Source organism: Xanthomonas cassavae CFBP 4642, assembly GCF_000454545.1.
In the GTDB taxonomy this organism is placed as follows: domain Bacteria; phylum Pseudomonadota; class Gammaproteobacteria; order Xanthomonadales; family Xanthomonadaceae; genus Xanthomonas; species Xanthomonas cassavae.
The window spans coordinates 3,017,801-3,039,498 of the sequence record NZ_CM002139.1 but is presented as its reverse complement, the minus strand read 5'-3'; the positions used below and the strand labels follow the sequence as shown (position 1 = coordinate 3,039,498).

Here is a 21,698-nt window from a genome sequence, read left to right as displayed (position 1 = left end):
GCGATGCAGGGGGGAGTACCGCAGCTGTCTATTGTCCGATGCGCGCCAGCCGCTGCATCGATCGCGCTGTCTTGCACGTTAATGGGATGGATGTCATGAGGGAGTTACGCTGGAAGCCGTTTCTGGCGCGGCACCGGCGCTGGTTGCGCGTGACGCGGCGCACCGGCGTGGCTGGGCTGTTGTGGGCATGCATCATGCTGGGCTGGTCACTTGCAGTCGCACAGGAAGCGCCGATCGCCCAGCCCAACGCAATGATCGGCGAGCCGCTCTTCCACGGCCTGGACCACCCGATGCCTCCCACCGCGGTGCCGTTTGCGCCCGGCGGACAACTGACACGCATCTACGCGGCCGATGTCGCGCACGGGGCAGGGCAGGCGCCCGGCAACGATTTCTGGATCGACCGCCTGCTGGCCCGCGAGGGAACTGGCGGTGGTTTCGACGATCACAACGACTGGTTGTTTACCCGTGGCCGCGCCGCGTACCTGAGCTATCACGCGCCAGATGCGCCGGGATTCGTCGGGCAGGTGGCGTATTGGCACTCCACCGATTACGACGCGCTGTTCCACATCCATGCCACGCTGGGCAAGCGTCATGTGCAATGGAAGGAGCGTGCGCAGCAGCGGCGGCAGACGCCGAGTTATTTCACGACGGTGTTCGAAGACGCCGGCGCCGGCGTGCGCATGCGGCTGGTCAAATACATCACCGAGCAGAACGTGGCGGTGGCCAGCGTGGTGCTGTCCAGCCTGGACGGTGCGGCGCATACGGTATCGCTGCAAGCAGTCTCGCCGATCGCCCCGCACGCAGACGGCAATGAGCTGACCGGTGCATTTGACGCGTACAACCACATCACGACGGTCTTCCCCCGCCTGTCCGGCGATGGCTTCCATGTGGAGGGGCAGCGTCTGGTGCGCGATATCGACATCCCCGCGAGCGGCGAAACCGCGCCAGTCAAGGTGCAGCTCGGCATGCTCACCCGCGAGTTGCCCGAAGCCCGCGCCGAGTACACGCGCATTGCCGCGCAAACGCCGCAGCAGGCCTACCAGCAGCACGTGGCCAGCTATAACCGCTGGTGGGTGGACAACCTGCCATACCTGGACACTCCCAACGAGAACATCAGCAAGAGCCTGTTCTATCGCTGGTGGGTACTGCGCTTCAACTTCCTCGATGCCAATGTGCCCGGCAACGACTACCAGTTCCCGGTCGCCATCGAGGGCGTGCTTGGCTACGACAACGCCATCGTGCTGACCGCCGGCATGTTCGTGGACGATCTGAAATACCTGCGCAATCCGCTGTATGCCTATGGCACCTGGCTCAGTGCGGGCGAAACCGCGGGCGGTGGCAAGTACACCGACAACCCTGGCTCGCCGGAGAACTGGTCCAATTCCTACGCGCAATACATCACGGCCGCAGCATGGCGGTCGATGCAGATTCACGGCGGGCCGGCGACGCTGGCGGGCAAGCTGGCACGCTATGGCAGCGGTGACGTGGACGGCGTGCTGGCGGCCTACGATCTCAACCACAATGGGCTGATCGAATACGACTGGGCGGCAATGACCGGCAACGATGCCGATGCGGTGTCGTTCGATTGGGCCGACCAGCACGGCCAGATCCGCATGGACCGCACCGAGAGCGCCTACGTGTACGCCAATGCGCAGGCAGCGGCGCAGGCTGCGACGCTCGCGGGCGATACGGCGACCGCACAGCGCATGCAGGCCACCGCGCGCCGCATTCGCAAGGCGGTGCTGGAGGTGTTGTGGCAGGATCGCAGCGATGCCCCCGACTCGGTCGGCCTGTACGGCGATCTGCTCAAGCATCGGCAGGCCGACGGGCCGCGGCTGGCGGTCGATTGGAAGGAAACCAACAACTACTATCCCTTCAGCGTGGGCCTGATGCCCAAGCAGGGCGATGCCGACTACGACCCCAAGTTCGTGCGCGCGTTGCGGCTGTTTGCCGACGCGGCGCAATACCCGCTGTTTCCGTTCTACACCGCCAACCAGGTGGACATGCAGGCGCGCGGCAGCGGCGCCGATGTGGGCAGCAATAATTTTTCCACCATCAATGCCACCGTGGCGTTTCGTCTGTTCGGCTCGGCCTTGCGCGATTACCCCAGCCCATATCTGAACGCGCAGAGCTATCGCAAATTGCTCTACTGGAACGCCTGGGCGCCCTTTATCAACGGCGACAACCGCTATCCGGACCAGAACGAATTCTGGGCCAAGGGTACTGCCGGCCGCGGCGGCAAGATCGGTTATCGCTCCTGGATCCACCATACCCAGCTGGGCGCGACCAACTTCAGCATGATCGAGGATGCAATGGGTTTTCGCCCGCGCAGCGACGGCAAGATCGAGCTGTATCCGATCGATATCGGCTGGGACCATTTCGCCGCCGACAATCTGCGCTATCGCGACCGCAACCTGAGCATCGTCTGGGATCGCGATGGCAGCCACTACGGTGGCCGTGTGCCGAAGGGCTACAGCGTCTATCTCGATGGCCGCCTGGCGTTCTGCGTGGATCGGCTGGCACACGTGATCTACGACCCGGCCAGCGGGCAGGTCAGTGCCGCGCCGGATGCGGTCAATCGCAATGGCGCAGCGCAAGTGCTCCAAGCCCATCCCGTGGCACTGGCGTCGATGACGCAGGTAGCGTTCGCTGCGGGCACGCGGGTGGCGCAGATCCTGGCCAAGGCCGGTGTGGATGTGACGCTGCCGCCAGCGCATAGCCGCAACCTGGCGCAGGGGGCGCGTGTCAGCGCCAGTTTTGCCGCCGCCGGGTTGCCGGCAACGGCGGCGGTGGATGGCAGTACCGCCAGTACGCCGTTCTGGGGCACCGCGGGCTCGCCATCGGCTAGCGACTGGATCGCGCTGGACCTGGGCGGCACGCGCACGCTGGATCAGGTGGTGCTGTACTTCTATCGCAGTTCCTCGCCGGGCGGGGATCAGAATGGCTTTCCGTCCGGGACGCGGCCTGGCTACGCGGCACCGTGGATCTACGCCGTGCAATACCAGGATGGCAGCGGTGTGTGGAAGAGCGTTCCCGGGCAGGTACGCGATGCCACGATGGCGGAGGGCAATCGCAACCGGGTGCGCTTCCCGGCAATCCATGCGGCAGCGCTGCGCGTGTTGGTGACGCATGCCGGTACGGCGCGCACCGGCATCAAAGAAATCCAGCTGTTCGACAGCGGTTTGCCGGCACCGGCGTCCGTGGGCAACACGCCGCCGCAGGTACAGGCATGGCAGCTGGACACGCCGGGCGCCGATGGTGCGGTGGTGGTGCAAGGGCGCGTTGGCGATGACGGCTTGCCCAATGGCACGCTGCAGGCGCGCTGGCGCGTGCAGCAGGCGCCGGAAGGCGGCGATGCCGTGTTTGCCGATGCCGCTGCGCTGCAGACATCCGTGCGTTTCACCCGTGCCGGGCACTACATCTTGCGTCTGGCTGCGAACGACGGGGCGCTGATGGGGCATGCCGATGTACAGGTCAGCGCACCGGCCTCGCGCCCGCTGCAGAGCATTTCATTGCAGGCCATGGCCAGTGTCAGTGCGCAACTCACCGGCATGCAGTACCGCGTGCAGGCCTTGAACGATGGGTTCATCCCGCAGGCAGGTAGCTTCCCCAGTGGCAGCCTGCGCTGGGGAAGCTATGGGCTCGACCAGCCGGCAACAGTGTGGTTGCAGTATCAGTGGCCGCGCCCGGTGCGGCTGTCCTCCAGTGCGCTCTACCTGTGGAACGATCAGCCCAACGGCGGAGTCGCCGCGCCTGCCGGCTGGAAGTTGCAGATGCTGCAGGACGGACGTTGGCAGGACATCGTCAGCAAGAGCGGCTACCCGATTGCGGCAGCGGCGACCGGCGCGGCGAGCACCGCCAGCTTTGCGCCGGTAGTCACCACCGCGCTGCGCGTGGTGTTGACGACCCAGACCACCGCCAACGGACACGCCGCCATTGGGGTGGACGAATGGCAGGCGCTGTCCGAGCTGCCCAAACAGGTGGAGGCGATCCATCTGCGCACGGCCCCCGGGCAACTGCCGACGCTGCCGCAGGAGATCACCGCCTTCTTTGCCGATGGCAGTGTGCTGCCGGTGGCCGTGCAATGGTCCGAGCTTGCCGCCAGCCGCCTGGGCCGCGAAGGTGCAGTGGAACTGCAAGGCCTGGTCGAAGGTGCGATTCCCGTCAAGGCCACCATCTGGGTGCGCGCAACGCCACCGGGGCAGATCAATACCGTGCAGCCGTTGCCGACGGTAACCGCGGTGGTCGGGCATGCACCGACGTTACCGGGCTTCGTCACGGTGCAATACAACGACGGCTCGCGTGAACGCTTGCCGGTGCAATGGCCCACGTTGCAGCCCGCGCGTTACGCACAGCCCGGCGAACTCCAGCTCACCGGCACGGCGCAAGGGCGTGCACCCACCGGTAACGTGTCGGTGCCGCTGGTGGTGCAGATCAAGGCGGCCGCGCCATGACGCGTACCTTCTCACGGTCGCTGGTGCTGACGTGCGGGTTGTTGCTGGCCAGCGCTCCGGCCTGTGCCATGCAGCCGCCGCAGGGAACGCGGCTGCATGCGCCGGGCAATCCCATCCTCGCCGATGGCAGCGAATATTCCGCCGACCCTGCGCCGCTGGTGGCCGATGGCAAGCTGTACATCATTGCCGGCCGCGACACCGCGGCTCCCAATCTCAATGCGTTCGTCATGCCTGGCTGGCAACTGTTCGTCAGCAGCGATCCGGCCAGCGGCGACTGGATCCACTACCGCGATCTGCTGCGACCCCAGCAGGTCTTTGCCTGGGCAGACAAGCGCTATGCCTACGCGTCGCAGATCGTGCAGGGCCCGGATGGGCGCTATTACCTGTATGCACCAGTGCAGCAGCGCGATTCGCCCAATGCCGACCCATTCGCGATCGGCGTAGCGGTGGCCGACAGTCCGCTTGGCCCGTGGACCGATGCGCATCCGCAAGGTCCGGTGGTCTCGCAGTCGGTGCCGGGCCGCAACGATATCCAGAACATCGACCCGACCGTGATGGTCGACGACGATGGACGGGTGTATCTGTATTGGGGCACCTTCGGCGCGTTGTACGGCGTGGAGCTGCAGCGCGACATGGTCACGTTCAAGGGCACGCCGGTCCTGGTGGACACGCTGGACGGGTATTTCGAAGCGCCCTGGCTATTCAAGCGCAAGGGCACCTACTACCTGGCATATGCGGCCAACAACGCCGGACGCCTTTCGCCATGCACGCCCACGCTGTATCACGCCTGCATCGCCTACGCGAGCGCGCCCACTCCGCTAGGGCCATGGACGTACCGCGGCATCGTGTTGCCGCCGGTGTCCTCGACCACCTCGCATCCGGGCATCGTCGAATTTCAGCGGCAGTGGTATCTGGTGTATCACACCGCCGACGCAACGGGCGGCGGGCATTTTCGCCGCAGCGTGGCGATCGACCGGCTGGAATGGGACGACAGCACGCAGCCGGCCAGCATCCGCACCGTGGTGCCGACGCGGCGTCCAACGCCTCCCGCGCCACCCACGCGCAATCAGGCGCCATCGGCCTACGCCACCGCGTCCAATGGCCCGGACATTCCGGTGCAGTACTGGATTGCCGCGCTCAACGACGGCGTGGTCAAGGCCAATCCATTGCCACCGGAGATGTGGGCCAGCTGGACGGACAACAATCCACCGCAGCAATGGCTGCAGTACAGCTGGGCGCAACCGATCACCGTGGATCGCACGCGCATCGTGTTCTGGGCCGACCACCTTGCCGGTGCCGACGTCGGCGTGGCACCGCCAGCGCGTTGGCATCTGGAATACCGGAACGCTGGGCGATGGCAGCCCGTGCAGCCGCGCGATGGGTATGGCACGCGTCCCGATCACGAAGAAGCGGTGTCGTTCGCGCCGGTGACAACGCGCTGCGTGCGTGTGGTCATGGACGCCTCTGGCAACGCGGCCAGCTATGCCGCGCTGGCAGTGCAGGAATGGGAAGTGCTGGCACCACAGCCACAACGCCTGCCCTCTGCCACGGCCGCTGACAGCAAGCGTTGCGATGCGCCGTGAAGCAGCCGACAAAGCGCCGCATGCGGCAGTCGAACGATGGCTGACGGTGCGCAGGCAGTGGAGTGCACCGGTGGGGGATGACACATCGGCTTTTGCGTACTGGCCGCGCGTGCCTTGCGAATGTGTCCCAAGTGTTTCAGTCACGCTGACGTGAATGACCACGCATGGCCAAGAGATGTGGCGCACGCGTGCAGCCGTCGCGTCTGCTCTACCCGACGGCCTGCCGCACTTTCCTTGGTGTGTGTCTGCCGCAGCGATTGCAGTCAGCGGCCCAGCCATCGTCCATCAACGCCACGCTGTCTTCTCGAATTGAGGTCACAGGTGCCACACATCCCTGCCATGCGCTTACGCACCGTCGCAATCTGGTGCGTGTCTCTCGCACTGGCGCACATCGTGCCGGTGACTGCGGCGCCACTCTCCGCTCCCACGCCGGCGCAGTACACGCAGGCAATGGGCTTGTCCGATCACTACGCTTCGCTGGTGGACCGGCAGCCTACGGCGCCGGTGTGGGTGGATGCCGGGCATTTTCTCTATCGGCGTGGAGTGGCGCGCAGCGAGCAGCTGCCGGCGATCGAATACCGCCTGGTGGAGGCGGCCAGTGGCCGCAACACACTGGCCTTCGATCACGCGCGGTTGGCCGCAGCATTGACGCAGGCCGGTGCCAAGGCGGTCGACGCAGCGCGACTGCAGCTTGACGAGCCCATCCTGGAACAGCAGCGCCTGAGCTTCCAGTTGGCGAAACTGGGCTGGCAATGCGATTTGCTGCGCTATCGCTGCGCGCACCTGCCCGAACGCGACCTGCCGGCCGAATCGATGGACATGCGCCTGCCGCTCAAGCAGGGCGAACGCCAGGCCAGGACATCGCCGGATGGCCGCTGGCGTGCCTGGGTAGAGCAGGGCAATCTGGTCATCGCGCCGGTTGGCAGTCACGAGCGCAGCGTGCTCAGCCACGATGGCAGCACGGATGACTACTACGCACTCGACAGCGTAGTGTGGTCGCCGGATTCGCAACATCTGGCGGCATATCGGGTCAAGGCGCCGCCGCCGCGCATGGTCTATTACATCGAGTCGGCGCCCGCCGATCAGGTGCAGCCGAAGTTGCATCAGCAGGTCTACCCCAAGCCGGGCGATGCGTTGCCGGTGATGCAGCCGGTCTTGTTCGATCTTGCCACGCACGCAGCGCATCCGGTGGCGATGACCTTGCTGCCCAATGCCTTCACCTTGAGCGAAATGGTCTGGTGGAAGGACAGCCGCGGTTTCACCTTCGAATACAACGCACGCGGTCACCAGCTGTACCGGGTGATCGAGGTGGATGCACGCACAGCCGCCGCGCGCACGCTGATCGAAGAGACATCGCCCACCTTCATCGAATACTCCGAGCTCAGTGGCGAGCATGAGAACGGCGGCAAGCACGCACGCCAGGATCTGGACGATGGCGCGCAGATCGTGTGGGCATCCGAGCGCGATGGCTGGGAGCATCTGTATCTGTACGACGGCCACAACGGCGAGGTGATCCGCCAGGTCACACGTGGCGACTGGGTGGTGCGCAAGCTCGATCGCATCGACCAAGCAGCAGGGCAGGTGTATTTCACCGCCTCGGGTATGCAGCCCGGCGAGGACCCGTACTATCGCCATGCCTATCGCATCGGGCTGGATGGCCGCGGACTTACCGCATTGACGCCGCTGGCTGCCGATCATGAGGTGCGCTATTCGCCGGATGGAACCTGGCTACTGGATCTTTACTCGCGCGTGGATCTGGGCCCGGTGCTGGAGTTGCGGCGCAGCGCAGATGGCAGCCTGGCACGCACGGTGGAGCGCACCGACCTGACCCGCCTGCTGGCGGCAGGGTGGCAGGCGCCACTGCCGTTTCACACCACCGGGCGCGACGGCAGGACCGAGATCTGGGGCGTCATCCATCGCCCGCAGCAGCTCGATCCGCAGCAGCGCTACCGGGTCGTCGAAGACATCTATGCCGGACCGCAGGGCTCGTTCGTTCCCAAGAGCTTTAGCACCGCCACACCATCGCTCACCGGGATGGGGTTTGCGGTGGCGTCCATCGATGGCATGGGCACCAACAACCGCTCGCGCGCCTTCCACGATGTGGCCTGGCGCAACCTCAAGGACGCCGGGTTGCCGGATCGTATCGCCTGGCACAAGGCAGCCGCGGCGCAGTACCCGTGGTACGACATCGGCGGCGGTGTCGGTGTGTACGGCACCTCGGCAGGCGGGCAGAACGCGTTGGGGGCGCTGCTGTTTCATCCGGAGTTCTATGTGGCGGGTGTGGCCAATTCCGGCTGCCATGACAACCGCATGGACAAGATCTGGTGGAACGAACAGTGGATGGGCTGGCCAGTCGGCCCGTGGTACGCCGCATCGTCGAATGTGGAGAACGCCGCGCGCCTGCAGGGGCATCTGTTGCTGGTCACCGGCGACATGGACATGAATGTCGACCCGGCCAGTACCTTCCAGGTGGCCGACCGCCTGATCAAGGCCGGCAAGGATTTCGATCTGCTGGTCGTGCCGGGCGGCGATCACGGTGCCGGTGGCGACTACGGCAGGCGCCGCCTGCTGGATTTCTTCCTGCGCTGGATGCAGCACGCACCAACGCCGGAGTGGAATCGCAACGTCGCAGCGCCGGCCGCATCGGTGCGGTGATGCGCGCGCTGCTGGTCGCGTGCGGCGAGTTGGCGTGCGCGGCACATCGGGCCCAATGCCCCCGTCCGCGCATCGATCGTTGTCAGCTTCATCTGCACTCCCATCGCCGCAAGCGGTGCCAATGCGTGCGGGCTCGAGCGCGCTCATGCCGCCACACGTGATCGTTCAGTTGCGAACCATGCTGTTTTCCGCATGCGCGTTCGCCAAATGCGACAAGACGTGGCGTCTGCGCACAGGCACATTGTGACCAGCTGATGAAAACTGGAGCGCATAAGCGCATCCAGTGAGGAATGCACCACCTTTCCGGTAACACGCGTTGCTGCGCGACTGTTCGGTCGCCTGCGTCGCACGTTGTCTGCGCCTCTGCAACACGACCGTGCCAGCGGTTTGTTGCAGCGTGCGTCTGCCATCTACGTCGCTCTGCGCCGCTGTACGCCGGCACGGGCAGGTATTGCCCACGGTTTGTCTTTCGTCACACTCAGGAGCCTTGCATGCCGATGTTGCCGTTGCCTCTGACTCGCACGACCAGCGCCACCACGCGGCCGTTGCCGAGCATGCTCACCACCGCGCTGTTGCTGGTGCTGTCGGCAGGTGCGGTTGCGCCGGTGGCTGCGCAGCAAGCTGCCGGTGGCGATGCGACGCAGACGCTGGACAGCGTGGTGGTCACCGGCTCGCGTTTGCGCCGGGTGGATACCGAGACCGCCAACCCGGTGGTTACCGTCAGCCAGGAGCAGATCGCTGCCACCGGCAAGGCGACCGTGGGCGATCTGTTGCAGGAACTGCCGTCCATCGCCGGCAATGCGACCAATCCGTATACCAACAACGGCGGCGGCACCGGCGCCTCGGCGATCTCGCTGCGCGGATTGGGCGACAAGCGCACGCTGGTGCTGGTCAATGGCATCCGCCTGGCTTACAACGACGTCAACGCCATTCCTTCCAGCATGATCGAACGCATCGAGGTGCTCAGCGACGGTGCGTCTGCGGTGTACGGCTCCGATGCGATCGGTGGCGTGGTCAACTTCATCCTGCGCTCGCGCTTGGACGGCGTGCAGTTCAGCAGCGACTTCGGCACCAGCAGCGAAGGCGACGGCAACCGCCGCAACTTCACCTTGACCGCCGGCAAGACCTGGGAGCGCGGCAGCCTGATCGGCGGCCTGTCGTATCACAACATCGATGCCGTCTCGGCAGCGGCGCGCGATTACTCCAAGGATGCGCTCGCGCTGACCAATGGCCAACCGGTGAAGCAGGGCTCCTCGGCCACGCCCACCGGCACGGTGAACTTCAACGATGGCTCGGATCAATCGCAACTGCTCGCACAATCCAATGGTTGCGGGCGCGTCACCCTCAACAGCGGTGTCAGCGGGCGGGCGAGTCCTGGCGATTTCCACTGTTATAACGCTGCTTCAGATTCCTACAACTATCAGCCGTTCAACCTGTTGCAGACCCCGCAAAAACGCACCAATGCCTTCCTGCTGGGCACGTATCGCTTCAGCGACAGCGTCGAGGGCTACGTCAATACCTGGTTCAGTAAAACCGAATCGGCCTCGATCATTGCGCCGATTCCGATCTTTTCCAACGGCGACAACATCCTGGTGTCGGCGCAGAGCTATTACAACCCATTCGGCGTCAATTTCGGCACCGATCGCACCACCGGCACCTCCTACAACGACCTCAATACGCGCGCCACCGTGTTGGGCAACCGCCGCTACCAATACAACACCTACAACTTCCAGATCAGCCCGGGTCTGCGCGGCCGTTTCGGCGACAGCTCCTGGCAGTGGGATGCCACGTTCAATTACGGCAAGGTCAAGCAGAAGTCGATCAACAACGGCTTTCTCGACTATGCCGCGTTCAATCAGGCCATCGGTCCCTCGTTCCTGGATAGCGATGGCGTGGTCAAGTGCGGCAGCGCGGGTGCAGCGATTGCCGGCTGTACGCCGTTGAATTTCTTCAACCTCAACGACAGCGCCAATCTGGCGACCCTGCAGGGCATGGTGGTCAACCCGATCGTCACCAGCGTGTACACGGTCAAGCAATTCGAGGCCAATGCCAACGGCACGCTCTTTGAGTTGCCGGCCGGTTCGGCCAGCCTGGCAGCCGGCATTTCGTACCGCAAGGAGCGCTCCACCACCGCCTCGGACCCGCTCTGGACCGGCGATGAAAATGGCCTGTGCGGCGTGATCGAATTCTGTTCGTCCAGCTTGAGTGGCAGTTTCGATGTCAAGGAGGCCTATGCCGAAGCGCTGTTCCCGCTGCTCAAGGATCTGCCCGGCATCAATGCGCTGAACATCACCGTGGGCACGCGCTTTTCCGACTACAGCTCGGTGGGCAGCAAGACCAATAGCAAGCTGTCGCTGGAATACCGCCCCGTCGAAAACCTGTTGTTGCGCGGCACCGTCTCGCAAGTGTTTCGCGCACCCAACATCAACGAGCTGTATGCCGGCGTGGCCGGCGACGCGGCCACCGTCAACGACCCGTGCAACGGCTACACCGGCGGCAACACGGTGGCCTGCGCCAATGTGCCCGCCGATGGCAGCTACCAGCAATCGGACGGGCAGGTGTCGGGCAAGGTCTCCGGCGCGGCAGTCGCGGGCTACCAGCTCAAGCCGGAAACCGGTAAGTCCTACGACGTCGGATTTGTGTACGACCCGCAGTGGATCGACGGCCTGTCGTTGAGTGCGGACTGGTGGCGCATCGATCTGGAAGACACCATCACCACGGTGTCGGCGCAGACGGTGCTGAATCAATGCTTCGCCAACTCGGCCAGCGCGTTCTGCGCGTTGATCCATCGCAACGGCAACGGCACCATCAATTACATCGCCGAGCCCACCGTCAATCTGGGCAAGCTGTGGGCCAAGGGCATGGACTTCAACCTGACCTACCGCTTGCCTGCAATGGCATGGGGCAATGTCACCGCCGGCCTCAACGGCACCTATCTCACCCGTTACGACGTGTTGCCCGACACCACCGACCCCAGCTCGGTCACCATCCACAACGTGGGCCGCTACACCCAGGCCTACGGCAACTTCCCACGCTGGCGTGCGCTGGGCACGGTCAGCTGGGCACTGGACGACTGGAGTGCCACCTGGCGCATCCGTTATGTGGGGCATACCGCCATCGGCAACTCGGATCCGGACCAGAGCCTGTCGGCCGATTCCAGCGAACCGACCGTGGTGCGCAATATCGGTGCCTACGTCTACAACAACCTGCAGCTTGGCTATAACGTCGAGCCGTGGCATACGCGCTTCGAAGTCGGCGTGGACAACATCGCCAACAAGCAGCCGCCGCTGTACTACGCCAACAACGTGGGCAATGCGAACACCGATGTGGCCACTTACGATCTGCTCGGCCGCTTTTACTGGGCACGCGCGACGGTGAAGTTCTGAGTGCGCTGGTGTTGCGGCGCTGCGTGGCCGATTGCGGCCGGTTGCGCAGACGCCACGTCACTGGCAGCGTTGCCAGCGCAGCGGCGATCATGTTGTTGCGAACCTGCGCGCATGCCTGCGCGCCATCAGGAGCTAAGCTGATCCCATGACGGAAGCACACCTAGGCGAATCGACCTGCAACCACACGCCGTCGTTGTCGCGGCGGCGCTTTCTGGCCTGGAGCAGCCTGGCGGTAGCTACCGGCTTCCTGAGGTTCCCGGCCCAGGCCAGCGCTGCACAACCGGGCAGCGTGCGCGCGGTGCCGCTCGCCCAGGTCAGGCTCACGCCATCGCTGTTCCTGGATGCGCTGCACACCAACCGGCGTTATCTGATGCGGCTGCAGCCGGACCGCTTGCTGCACAACTTCGTGCTGTATGCCGGCCTCGACCCGAAGGCGCCAGCCTATGGCGGCTGGGAGGCGGACACCATCGCCGGGCATACGCTCGGCCACTACCTCAGTGCGCTGGCACTGATGCACGCGCAAACCGGCGATGCGCAGTGCCGCACACGCGCCGGGTATCTGGTCGGCGAACTGGCGCGCTGCCAGGCGCAAGCCGGCGATGGCTACGTGGCCGGCTTCACGCGCAAGGACGCAGCCGGGCAGATCGAAAGCGGGCGCGCGGTCTTCGACGAGCTCAAACGCGGCAAGATCGACCCGGCGCCGTTCTATCTCAACGGCAGCTGGGCACCGCTGTACACGTGGCACAAATTGTTCGCCGGCCTGCTCGACGTGCATGCGCATTGCGATAACGCGCAAGCGCTGCAGGTGGCGGTGGGTCTGGCTGGATACCTGCAAGGCATCTTCTCCGCGCTAGACGAGGCGCAATTGCAAAAGGTGTTGTCGTGCGAATTCGGCGGCCTCAACGAATCGTTCGTCGAACTGCATGTGCGAACCAATGATGCGCAATGGTTGGCGCTGGCGCAACGCCTGCATCACCACGCCGTGCTCGACCCATTGGTCGCCCAGCGTGACGAACTGGTGCACCAGCATTCCAATACCAACATCCCCAAGCTGATCGGTTTGGCGCGCGAGTACGAAGTCACCGGCGATGCCGCATCGGGCGCGGCAGCGCGCTTCTTCTGGCACACCGTCACCGACCACCACACCTATGTGATCGGCGGCAACGGCGACCGCGAATATTTCCAGCAGCCGGACCGCATTTCGAAGTTTCTCACCGAGCAGACTTGCGAGCACTGTGCCAGCTACAACATGCTCAAGCTCACCCGGCATCTGTACCAGTGGGGCCCGCAGGCCGAATTCTTCGACTACTACGAGCGCACCTTGCTCAACCACGTGATGGCGCAGCAGCACCCACGCACCGGCATGTTCACCTACATGACACCGCTGCTGGCCGGCGAAGCGCGCGGCTGGTCCTCGCCGTTCGACGATTTCTGGTGCTGCGTGGGCAGCGGCATGGAAGCGCACGCGCAGTTCGGCGATTCCATCTACTGGCAGGACGGGCAGGGCGTCTACATCAATTTGTACGTGCCCTCCACGGTGCGCGACGCCGCAGGCCTGGACATGACCTTGCACAGCGCATTGCCGGAGCAGGGCAGTGCATCGCTGCGCATCGACGCCGCGCCGGCCGAGCAACGCACGCTCGCACTGCGCGTGCCAGGCTGGGCGCAACAGCCGCGCCTGCAACTCAATGGTCAGCCTGTCGATACCGCCGCCAGCGATGGCTATCTGCGCATCACGCGCATCTGGCAGCGCGGCGACACCCTGAGCCTGGCGTTCGACATGCCGCTGCGCCTGGAAGCGACCCCGGACGATCCCGCCTGGGTCTCGGTGCTGCGCGGGCCGCTGGTGCTTGCCGTGGATCTGGGCGATGCCGCCAAGCCCTGGTCGGGCAAGACCCCGGCATTGATCGGGGGGCAGGACATCCTGCAACGACTGCATCCGGTGCCAGGCAAGACAGCCTTCGTCTACAGCGATGGCGCGCAGCAGTGGCAGTTGTCCCCGTTCTACGCCCAGTTCGACCGCCGCAGCGCGGTCTACCTGGAACACCGCGACGCCGCCGCATGGCAGCAACGCCAGACCGAACTGGCGGCAGTAGCGGCCGCGCAACACGCACTCGACATCCGCGCGCTCGATCGCATCGTGCTAGGCGACGATGCCTCGGAAAAGGCGCATGCACTGCAGGGGGAAAATTCCAACCCGCTCAGCTACCGCCGCCGGCCCGGCCGCGACGTGCGGACTGGCGGCTTCATGGCCTTCACCCTGCGCAATACCGCCCAGGCCCGCATCCTGCGCCTGCGCTACTGGGGCGACGAAACCCGCCGTCGCTTCCGCCTCCTCGCCGACGGCGAACTCATCGCCAACGAACGCCTTGACGGCAACCGCGGCCTGGAGTTCGTCGATGTGGACTACGCATTGCCAGCAACAGTCGCCGGTCGCGACACCCTGCAGATTCGCATCGAACCGGAGACCGGCTACTCGGCCGGGCCTGCGTTTGGGTGTTGGGTGTTGGCGTCGGCGTGAGCGCTGTAGCTAGCGCGTGTTATTCGTATGACGAGCTTCTACGAGACGTCGGAAAGCAGGAAGGCTGTGCGAATTTATTCGTACCCCTGAAAGCTTATAACTTTCGCGTCCTTTTTGCTCAGCGTGTATTCTCCGCCGCCGCCTATGATTCCTAAGCGCCTATCCACTAAAAAGACGATGACTATTTTTGAAGGTGTTCGGGCAATCCCCATGGAATAGGACTCGAGGTCTCGCAGAGCCGAGTATTCGCCGCTGGCTGGATACATTGCGACAATTCGATTCTTAAAATCTTTGCTTGCCGCCTCAATTGCTTTGAAGGTTTCTGCGTTACCGGGTTCCGCGGCAGAAGCGCCTGTGAAAGATAGAAATAGCATCAGTGATATAAATTTCATGGTTGCCATCCTAAAGCATTGCTGAGAAATTCCGAAATCCTGCTATTTTCTCACCGCCCCCCTGCGTTAGATGCTCACACGCCTGGGAAACTCGGCTTTGTTCGGAGAGCAAACTAGGTGGCGAACTCAGTCGATAGGATATTGCTGATCGAAGGGGTGGTGGGAAATGAGTATCACTGATCCTCTAGTCTTTGAACTTCTGATGTGCGCTGTCTAGTGGCTGGAGCCAATGTGTGTTGAGACACGCATGCTGGCTGTCATGAATGACTCGATGAAGTGATTGTCTGTCGGTTTGCCTTGCCGGGAATAATTGATGGTCATGCCGTTATCCAGGGAAATATGGCGAGAGACGACCAAGAGATCAACGAGAACTTGAGTTGCTGGATGTGGATGCCAACATTTAAACGCAAAGACCGGCGATTAGGCCGGTCTTTGCGTTGCGCAGAAGTAGTGCGGCTTACACCGACAACTCCAACAGCAACTTGTTCAACCGCTTCACATACCCGGCCGGATCCTTGAGGCTGTCGCCCGCCGCCAGCGCGGCTTGGTCGAACAGCACCCGGCTCAGATCGCCGAAGCGGTCCATGTCGGCTTCCGCATCCAGCTTTTCGATCAGCGGGTGGGTGGGATTGAACTCGAACACCGGCTTGCTTTCCGGCACCGCCTGGCCGCTGGCTTCCAGCAGCTGGCGCATCTGCAGGCCCAGGTCGCCCTGGCCGATGGCCAAGATCGCCGGGGAATCGGTCAGGCGATGCGAGACGCGTACCTCGGCCACGTCGTCGCCCAGCGCTGCCTTGATGCGCGAGGCCAGGCCTTCCTTGGATTTGGCGAGGTCTTCCTGCGCCTTCTTGTCTTCTTCCGAATCCAGCTTGCCCAGGTCCAGGTCGCCGCGCGCCACGTCCACGAACGACTTGCCGTCGAATTCGGTGAGATAGCTCATCAGCCATTCGTCGATGCGGTCGGTGAGCAGCAGCACTTCGATGCCCTTCTTGCGGAACACCTCCAAATGCGGGCTGTCCTTGATCTGCGCGTAGCTTTCGCCGGTGAGGTAGTACAACTTGTCCTGGCCTTCTGCCAAACGGCTCACGTAATCGGCCAAGCCAACGCTTTGTGCGCCGGTGGTGTCGTGCGTGGAGGAGAAGCGCAGCAGGCCGGCGATCTTTTCGCGGTTTGCGTAATCCTCGGCCGGGCCTTCCTTCAGTGCCTGGCCGAAGTTGCGCCAGAACGTGGCGTAGTCGTCGGGCTTGTCCTTGGCCAGCTTTTCCAGCATGTCCAGCGAGCGCTTGGTCAGCGCCGACTTCATCGAATCGACCACCGGGCCGGATTGCAGGATTTCGCGCGAGACATTGAGCGAGAGGTCCGACGAATCCACCACGCCCTTGATGAAACGCAGGTACAGCGGCAGGAACTGCTCGGCCTGGTCCATGATGAAAACGCGCTGCACATACAGCTTCAGGCCCTTGGCCGAGTCGCGGTGGTACAGGTCGAACGGTGCACGGCCGGGCACGAACAGCAGCGAGGTGTATTCCAGCTTGCCTTCGACCTTGTTATGGCTCCAGGCCAGCGGGTTGCCCGCGTCGTGGGCGATGTGCTTGTAGAACTCCTGATACTCCTCGTCCTTGATCTCGGACTTGGGCCGCGTCCACAGCGCGCTGGCGCGGTTGACCGCTTCCCATTCGGGCTCTACCGGCTTGTCGGCGGCTTCGCCGTAATGCTCCTTGCGCATCTCGATCGGCAGGCCGATGTGGTCGGAGTATTTCTTGAGGATGCCGCGCAGCGTCCAGCCATCGGCGAACGATTCTTCGCCTTCCTTCAGGTGCAGCACGATGCGGGTGCCGCGCTCGGGCTTGTCGACGCTGGCGATCTCGAATTCGCCTTCGCCACGCGAGGACCAGTGCACGCCTTCGCTGGCCGGCAAGCCGGCGCGGCGCGAATACACGTCCACCTGGTCGGCGACGATGAAGGCGCTATAGAAGCCCACGCCGAACTGGCCGATCAGGTTGGCGTCCTTCTTCTGGTCGCCGCTGAGGTGCTTGAGGAAATCGGCAGTGCCGGACTTGGCGATGGTGCCCAATTGGGAGACCGCCTCTTCGCGGCTCATGCCGATGCCGTTGTCGTCGATGGTGACAGTGCGCGCGTCCTTGTCGTAGTCGACGCGGATGCGCAGCTCGCCGCTGCCTTCCAGCAGCTCGGGCTTGACCAAGGCTTCGAAGCGCAGCTTGTCGGCGGCATCGGCGGCATTGGAGACCAGCTCGCGCAGGAAGATTTCCTTGTTCGAGTACAACGAATGGATCATCAGCTGCAGCAGCTGCTTGACCTCGGTCTGGAAGCCCAGCGTCTGCTTGTCGGTTTCAACGGTCATTGGGGTCGTGCTCCGTGGTGGTCCAGGCCGCAACGCGGCCGATGGCCTGGGGGATGAGGCCAGCGGCGGATGATTTCAAGGCGCGCCGGCGCGATTGTGTCGTGCAGCCGCGCCGGAGCCGGTAGGGCGGAGCCGGCGGTATCATGGGCACCCCTTGCTGCGCTCCGAGCCATGCCACCACGCGTTCCTGTCCTGTTCGACCTCCGCCGGCCCGTCAACGGCAGGCCGCGATGAGCCGCCCGGCACGGCCGGCGCCGCGTGGCGCGGAGGGACAGGTGCGCATCGTGGGCGGGCGCTGGCGCAATACGCGGCTGGCGGTGCCCGACGCGCCCGGCCTGCGCCCAAGCAGCGACCGCGTCCGCGAGACGGTGTTCAACTGGCTGATGCCGCGCCTGCCCGGTGCGCGCGTGCTGGACCTGTTCGCCGGCTCCGGCGCGCTGGGCCTGGAGTCGGTCTCGCGCGGCGCGGCGCATGCCACCCTGATCGAGCGCGACCCCGGGCTGGCGCAGCGCCTGCGCGAGCACGTGGTCCGGCTGGGCGCGGCCGGGCAGGTGCGGGTGCTGCAGGAGGACGCGCTGCGCTGGCTGGAACGCGCGCCTGCGGCCGCGGCTGATATCGTGTTCGTCGACCCGCCGTTCGCGGACGGCCTGTGGGCCGGCGTGCTCGAACGCCTGCCCACGCATCTGGCCGCCGAGGCCTGGCTCTACCTTGAAGCGCCGGCCGAAGCGGTGCCCCAGCTGCCGGCCGGCTGGTACCTGCACCGCGAGGGCGGCACCCGGCAGGTGCGCTATGCGCTGTACCGTCGGGCCGCTGCTACACTGAACGGCGATCCAACCCCGGTAGTTTCCGTATGAGCGTGGCCAACAGCCGCACCGCCGTCTATCCCGGTACCTTCGACCCGATCACCAATGGCCATATCGACCTGGTGAACCGCGCCGCGCCGTTGTTCGAGCGCGTGGTGGTGGGCGTGGCCTACAGCCCGTCCAAAGGCCCGGCATTGCCGCTGGAAAAACGCGTTGCGCTGGCGCAGGAAGCCCTGGCGGCGCACACCAACGTGGAAGTGCGCGGCTTCGATACGCTGCTGGCGCACTTCGTGCGCGACATGAATGCCGGGGTGCTGCTGCGCGGCCTGCGCGCGGTGTCCGACTTCGAATACGAATTCCAGATGGCCAGCATGAACCGCCATCTGATCCCGGAGGTGGAAACCCTGTTTCTCACCCCGGCCGAGCAATACAGCTTCATTTCGTCGTCGCTGGTGCGCGAAATCGCGCGGCTGGGCGGCGATGTCTCCGGCTTCGTTCCGGCCTCGGTGGTCGAGGCGCTGCGCCAGGTGCGCGAATCCCGCGCCCAGGCCTGATCCGATTTTTCGTTACATCACCACACGCAGTTCAAAGGGAGGAGTTTCATGAAACACACCATGCGCGCTCTGGCGCTCGCTTCGATCGCCGCGCTGGCGGTCACCGCCTGCAAGAAGGAAGAGCCGGCTCCGACCGCCGCTGCGGCTCCCGCGCCGCTGAAGGCGCCGGCCAAGGACGACAACGCTGGCTGGAAGAAGTATCTGCAGGAAGTGGTCGGCCAGAACCTGGGCGCCACCACCAACAGCCCGTTCCTGTACTACTTGCCGCCGGAGTCCGATGCCGAATTCGCCGGCAGCTACGAGCGTCAGCTGGAAAGCGTCAAGACCGCACTCGCCCGTGGCGTGCAGCCGGGCAACATGCTGGCCTTCGGTTCCTCGGCCTCCACCAAGATGGCCGACCTGATCGAAGCCGCGTTCAAGGACGTGCAGCCGGATTCGATGAAGGGTGTGCGCGTGCTGTTCATTGGCGACGCCGCCGAGAATGCGCGCGTGCAGACCATCGTCCAGCCCAAGGGCGCGGAATACACCTTCGTTGAAGCCAAGTAATGCCGTACCACGCCGGATGCGCGGGAGGGCGCAGCCGGCCGCCGTGTGCGGAGCCAGCAGCATGCTGACTTCGCACATCGCCGACGCTGGCCGTGTCAGGCCGGTATCCGACAGCGCCCCAGGCGCTGTCCATTTGCTGATCGTCTGCGCCGCGTGCGCCTGCCTGCAGCAGTACGTTGCGTTCCAGCGCCTGCAGTTGAATCGCGCTGCCTCGCATCGCATGGTGGGGTCGATATGTCGCTGAAAATCAACGAGCTCTGCGTCAACTGCGATGTCTGCGAGCCGGCCTGCCCGAATCAGGCGATCTCGATGGGCGAAACCATCTACGTGATCGACCCGGCGCGTTGCACCGAGTGCGTGGGCCATTTCGACGAAGCGCAGTGCGTGGTGGTGTGCCCGGTCGAGTGCATCGACCCGGATCCGGACATCCCGGAAACCCACGATCAATTGCTGGCCAAGCTGATGCAGCTGCAGCGCGATCACCCTGAATTGTACGAACAGGAGCCTCCCGCCCCGTGAGCACTTTCTTCCGACATTTTTCGACACGCGGCCTGCTGTTGCTGGCGTTCGTGCTGGCACCGCCCGCCTGGTCCGTCGATGGCACCAAGCCTGCCGCCGGCGCGCCCGCGGCGGTCGCCGCGCATCCACCCGGCGCCGCCGTGGCCAGCGGCCATGCCCTGGCCACCGACGCCGGCCTGCAGATCCTGCGCGAGGGCGGCAACGCCTTCGATGCGGCCATTGCGGTGTCGTCCACCCTGGCGGTGGTCGAGCCGATCAGCTCGGGCCTGGGCGGCGGCGGGTTCTTCCTGCTGCACGACGCCAAGACCGGCAAGGACGTGATGCTGGACGCGCGCGAATACGCGCCCGAATCGGCTACGCCGGACAAATTCCTCGACAAGCAGGGCGAACTGGATCGCGACCGCTCGGTCAACGGTCCATGGTCGGCCGGCATTCCCGGCCTGCCGGCGGCGCTGGTGGAGCTGGCCGCCAGGCATGGCCGGCTGCCGCTCAAGCAATCGCTGGCGCCGTCGATCCGCATCGCCACCCAGGGCTTTCCGGTGTATGCGCGCATGGCCAAGGGCTACGCCTCGCGGCGCGAGGTGATGGAGCGCTACCCCGGCACGCGCGAGGTGTACTTGCGCGGCGGAAAACCCATTGCCGAAGGCGATCTCTTCAAGCAGCCCGAGCTGGCGCACACCTTGACGCTGCTCGGCGACAAGGGCTTCGATGGGTTCTACAAGGGCGAGACCGCCAGGAAGCTGATCGCCGGCGTCAAGCAGGCCGGCGGCCACTGGACCGCCGCAGAACTGGCCGGTTACACGGTGAAGCAGCGCACGCCGATCCAGTTCGATTATCGCGGCTGGAAGATCACCACTGCGCCGCCGCCGTCCTCCGGCGGCATTGCGCTGGCGGCGATGCTGCAGATTCTGGAGGGCTGGGACCTGAACAAACTCGATGACGTGCACCGCACCCACCTGGTGGTGGAGTCGATGCGCCGTGCCTACCGCGACCGCACCTTCTTCCTGGGCGATCCGGATTTTGTCGACGTGCCGCAGCGCGTACTGACCAGCAAGGATTATGCGCAAGGCCTGCGTGCCACCATCAACCCGGACAAGGCCACGCCCAGCGATCTGTTGTCGGGCAATCCCACGCCGCTGGAAGACGACGAGACCACGCACTTCTCCATCATCGATGGCGAGGGCAACCGTGTCGGCGGCACCCAGACGGTGAACCTGCTGTACGGCTCGGGCCTGATTCCCAAGGGCACCGGCGTACTGCTCAACGACGAGATGGACGATTTCGCGCTCAAGCCCGGCACGCCCAATGCCTTTGGCGTGATGGGCTACGACGCCAATGCTCCCAAGCCGGGCAAGCGCATGCTCAGCTCGATGACGCCTACCTTCATGGAGTCGGCCGACAAGACGATCGTGCTGGGCACGCCGGGCGGCAGCCGCATCATCACCATGGTGCTGCTCGGCATCCTGGGCTACGACGCCGGGCTGGATGCGCAGGCGGTCAGCGCACTGCCGCGCTACCACCACCAGTGGTTGCCGGACGTCATCGACGCCGAAACCGACGCGTTCTCTGCGCAAACCGCCAAGGGCCTGGAGGCGATGGGGCACGCGCTGAAACAGCCCGGCGATACCGCCGAAGGTGGGCGCGGTTCCAGCCACGTGTGGGGCAACCTGCAGACGGTGGAATGGGACAAGCGCAGCAACGTGCTCAGTGGCGGCAGCGACCCACGTAATCCGGTGGGCAAGGCGGGCGTGCAACTGGACAACGCGGCGCGTTGAGGGCCAAGCCTGTGTGAATGATGGCGCCTGTTTCCCGGCATCGGAGGCAGGCGTTCTTTGTTGGGGCGGAACCAAGGCGTTACCGCTGGGGAGCCGGCTCGCCAGCGCCGCCGCTGCTGCGCATGCGCCCGTCAACGATGCAGATCCA

The 21,698-nt window shown here is 64.7% G+C and carries 12 protein-coding genes; 10 read left to right on the top strand and 2 right to left on the bottom strand.

Features of this window, described 5'->3' with window-relative positions:
- Window positions 1-95: 95 nt before the first annotated feature.
- The 5 genes from XCSCFBP4642_RS0113445 (at window position 96) to XCSCFBP4642_RS0113425 (ending at window position 14,599) form a co-directional block, all read left to right on the top strand.
- Window positions 96-4,454, top strand: coding sequence for an Ig-like domain-containing protein (locus XCSCFBP4642_RS0113445; protein WP_029220250.1), 4,359 nt, complete (start codon window positions 96-98; stop codon window positions 4,452-4,454).
- The gene (locus XCSCFBP4642_RS0113440) at window positions 4,451-6,037 is read left to right on the top strand and encodes a family 43 glycosylhydrolase (protein ID WP_029220249.1); all 1,587 of its coding nucleotides are present in this window, start codon (window positions 4,451-4,453) and stop codon (window positions 6,035-6,037) included. The genes XCSCFBP4642_RS0113445 and XCSCFBP4642_RS0113440 overlap by 4 nt, the downstream gene beginning before the upstream one ends.
- 339 nt (window positions 6,038-6,376) lie before the next feature.
- The gene (locus XCSCFBP4642_RS0113435) at window positions 6,377-8,692 is read left to right on the top strand and encodes a S9 family peptidase (RefSeq protein ID WP_029220248.1); all 2,316 of its coding nucleotides are present in this window, start codon (window positions 6,377-6,379) and stop codon (window positions 8,690-8,692) included.
- A gap of 491 nt (window positions 8,693-9,183) precedes the next feature.
- Window positions 9,184-12,078: a TonB-dependent receptor domain-containing protein gene (locus XCSCFBP4642_RS0113430; RefSeq protein ID WP_029220247.1), complete on the top strand. Its 2,895-nt coding sequence runs from the start codon at window positions 9,184-9,186 to the stop codon at window positions 12,076-12,078.
- Window positions 12,079-12,223: 145 nt separating this feature from the next.
- Complete coding sequence (locus XCSCFBP4642_RS0113425; RefSeq protein ID WP_029220246.1) at window positions 12,224-14,599, top strand: glycoside hydrolase family 127 protein; 2,376 nt, start codon at window positions 12,224-12,226, stop codon at window positions 14,597-14,599.
- A gap of 74 nt (window positions 14,600-14,673) precedes the next feature.
- Here the strand turns inward: XCSCFBP4642_RS0113425 and XCSCFBP4642_RS27115 are convergent, their stop codons facing one another.
- Window positions 14,674-14,991, bottom strand: a complete 318-nt coding sequence (locus XCSCFBP4642_RS27115; protein ID WP_084624815.1) for a hypothetical protein — start codon at window positions 14,989-14,991, stop codon at window positions 14,674-14,676.
- A gap of 457 nt (window positions 14,992-15,448) precedes the next feature.
- Window positions 15,449-17,353 carry a molecular chaperone HtpG gene (gene htpG, locus XCSCFBP4642_RS0113420; protein ID WP_029220245.1) on the bottom strand — a complete coding sequence of 635 codons (1,905 nt, stop codon included), beginning with the start codon at window positions 17,351-17,353 and terminating at the stop codon, window positions 15,449-15,451.
- Window positions 17,354-17,583: 230 nt separating this feature from the next.
- Between htpG and rsmD the strand changes: the two genes are divergently transcribed.
- The 5 genes from rsmD (at window position 17,584) to ggt (ending at window position 21,550) form a co-directional block, all read left to right on the top strand.
- Window positions 17,584-18,207: a 16S rRNA (guanine(966)-N(2))-methyltransferase RsmD gene (rsmD, locus tag XCSCFBP4642_RS0113415; protein ID WP_029220244.1), complete on the top strand. Its 624-nt coding sequence runs from the start codon at window positions 17,584-17,586 to the stop codon at window positions 18,205-18,207.
- On the top strand, window positions 18,204-18,710 hold the full coding sequence (gene coaD, locus XCSCFBP4642_RS0113410) for a pantetheine-phosphate adenylyltransferase (protein ID WP_005990484.1): 507 nt from the start codon (window positions 18,204-18,206) through the stop codon (window positions 18,708-18,710). The genes rsmD and coaD overlap by 4 nt, the downstream gene beginning before the upstream one ends.
- Before the next feature lie 48 nt (window positions 18,711-18,758).
- On the top strand, window positions 18,759-19,256 hold the full coding sequence (locus tag XCSCFBP4642_RS0113405) for a hypothetical protein (RefSeq protein WP_029220243.1): 498 nt from the start codon (window positions 18,759-18,761) through the stop codon (window positions 19,254-19,256).
- A gap of 234 nt (window positions 19,257-19,490) precedes the next feature.
- Window positions 19,491-19,775, top strand: coding sequence for a YfhL family 4Fe-4S dicluster ferredoxin (locus tag XCSCFBP4642_RS0113395; protein ID WP_029220241.1), 285 nt, complete (start codon window positions 19,491-19,493; stop codon window positions 19,773-19,775).
- Window positions 19,772-21,550: a gamma-glutamyltransferase gene (gene ggt, locus XCSCFBP4642_RS0113390; RefSeq protein WP_029220240.1), complete on the top strand. Its 1,779-nt coding sequence runs from the start codon at window positions 19,772-19,774 to the stop codon at window positions 21,548-21,550. The genes XCSCFBP4642_RS0113395 and ggt overlap by 4 nt, the downstream gene beginning before the upstream one ends.
- Window positions 21,551-21,698 lie beyond the last annotated feature (148 nt).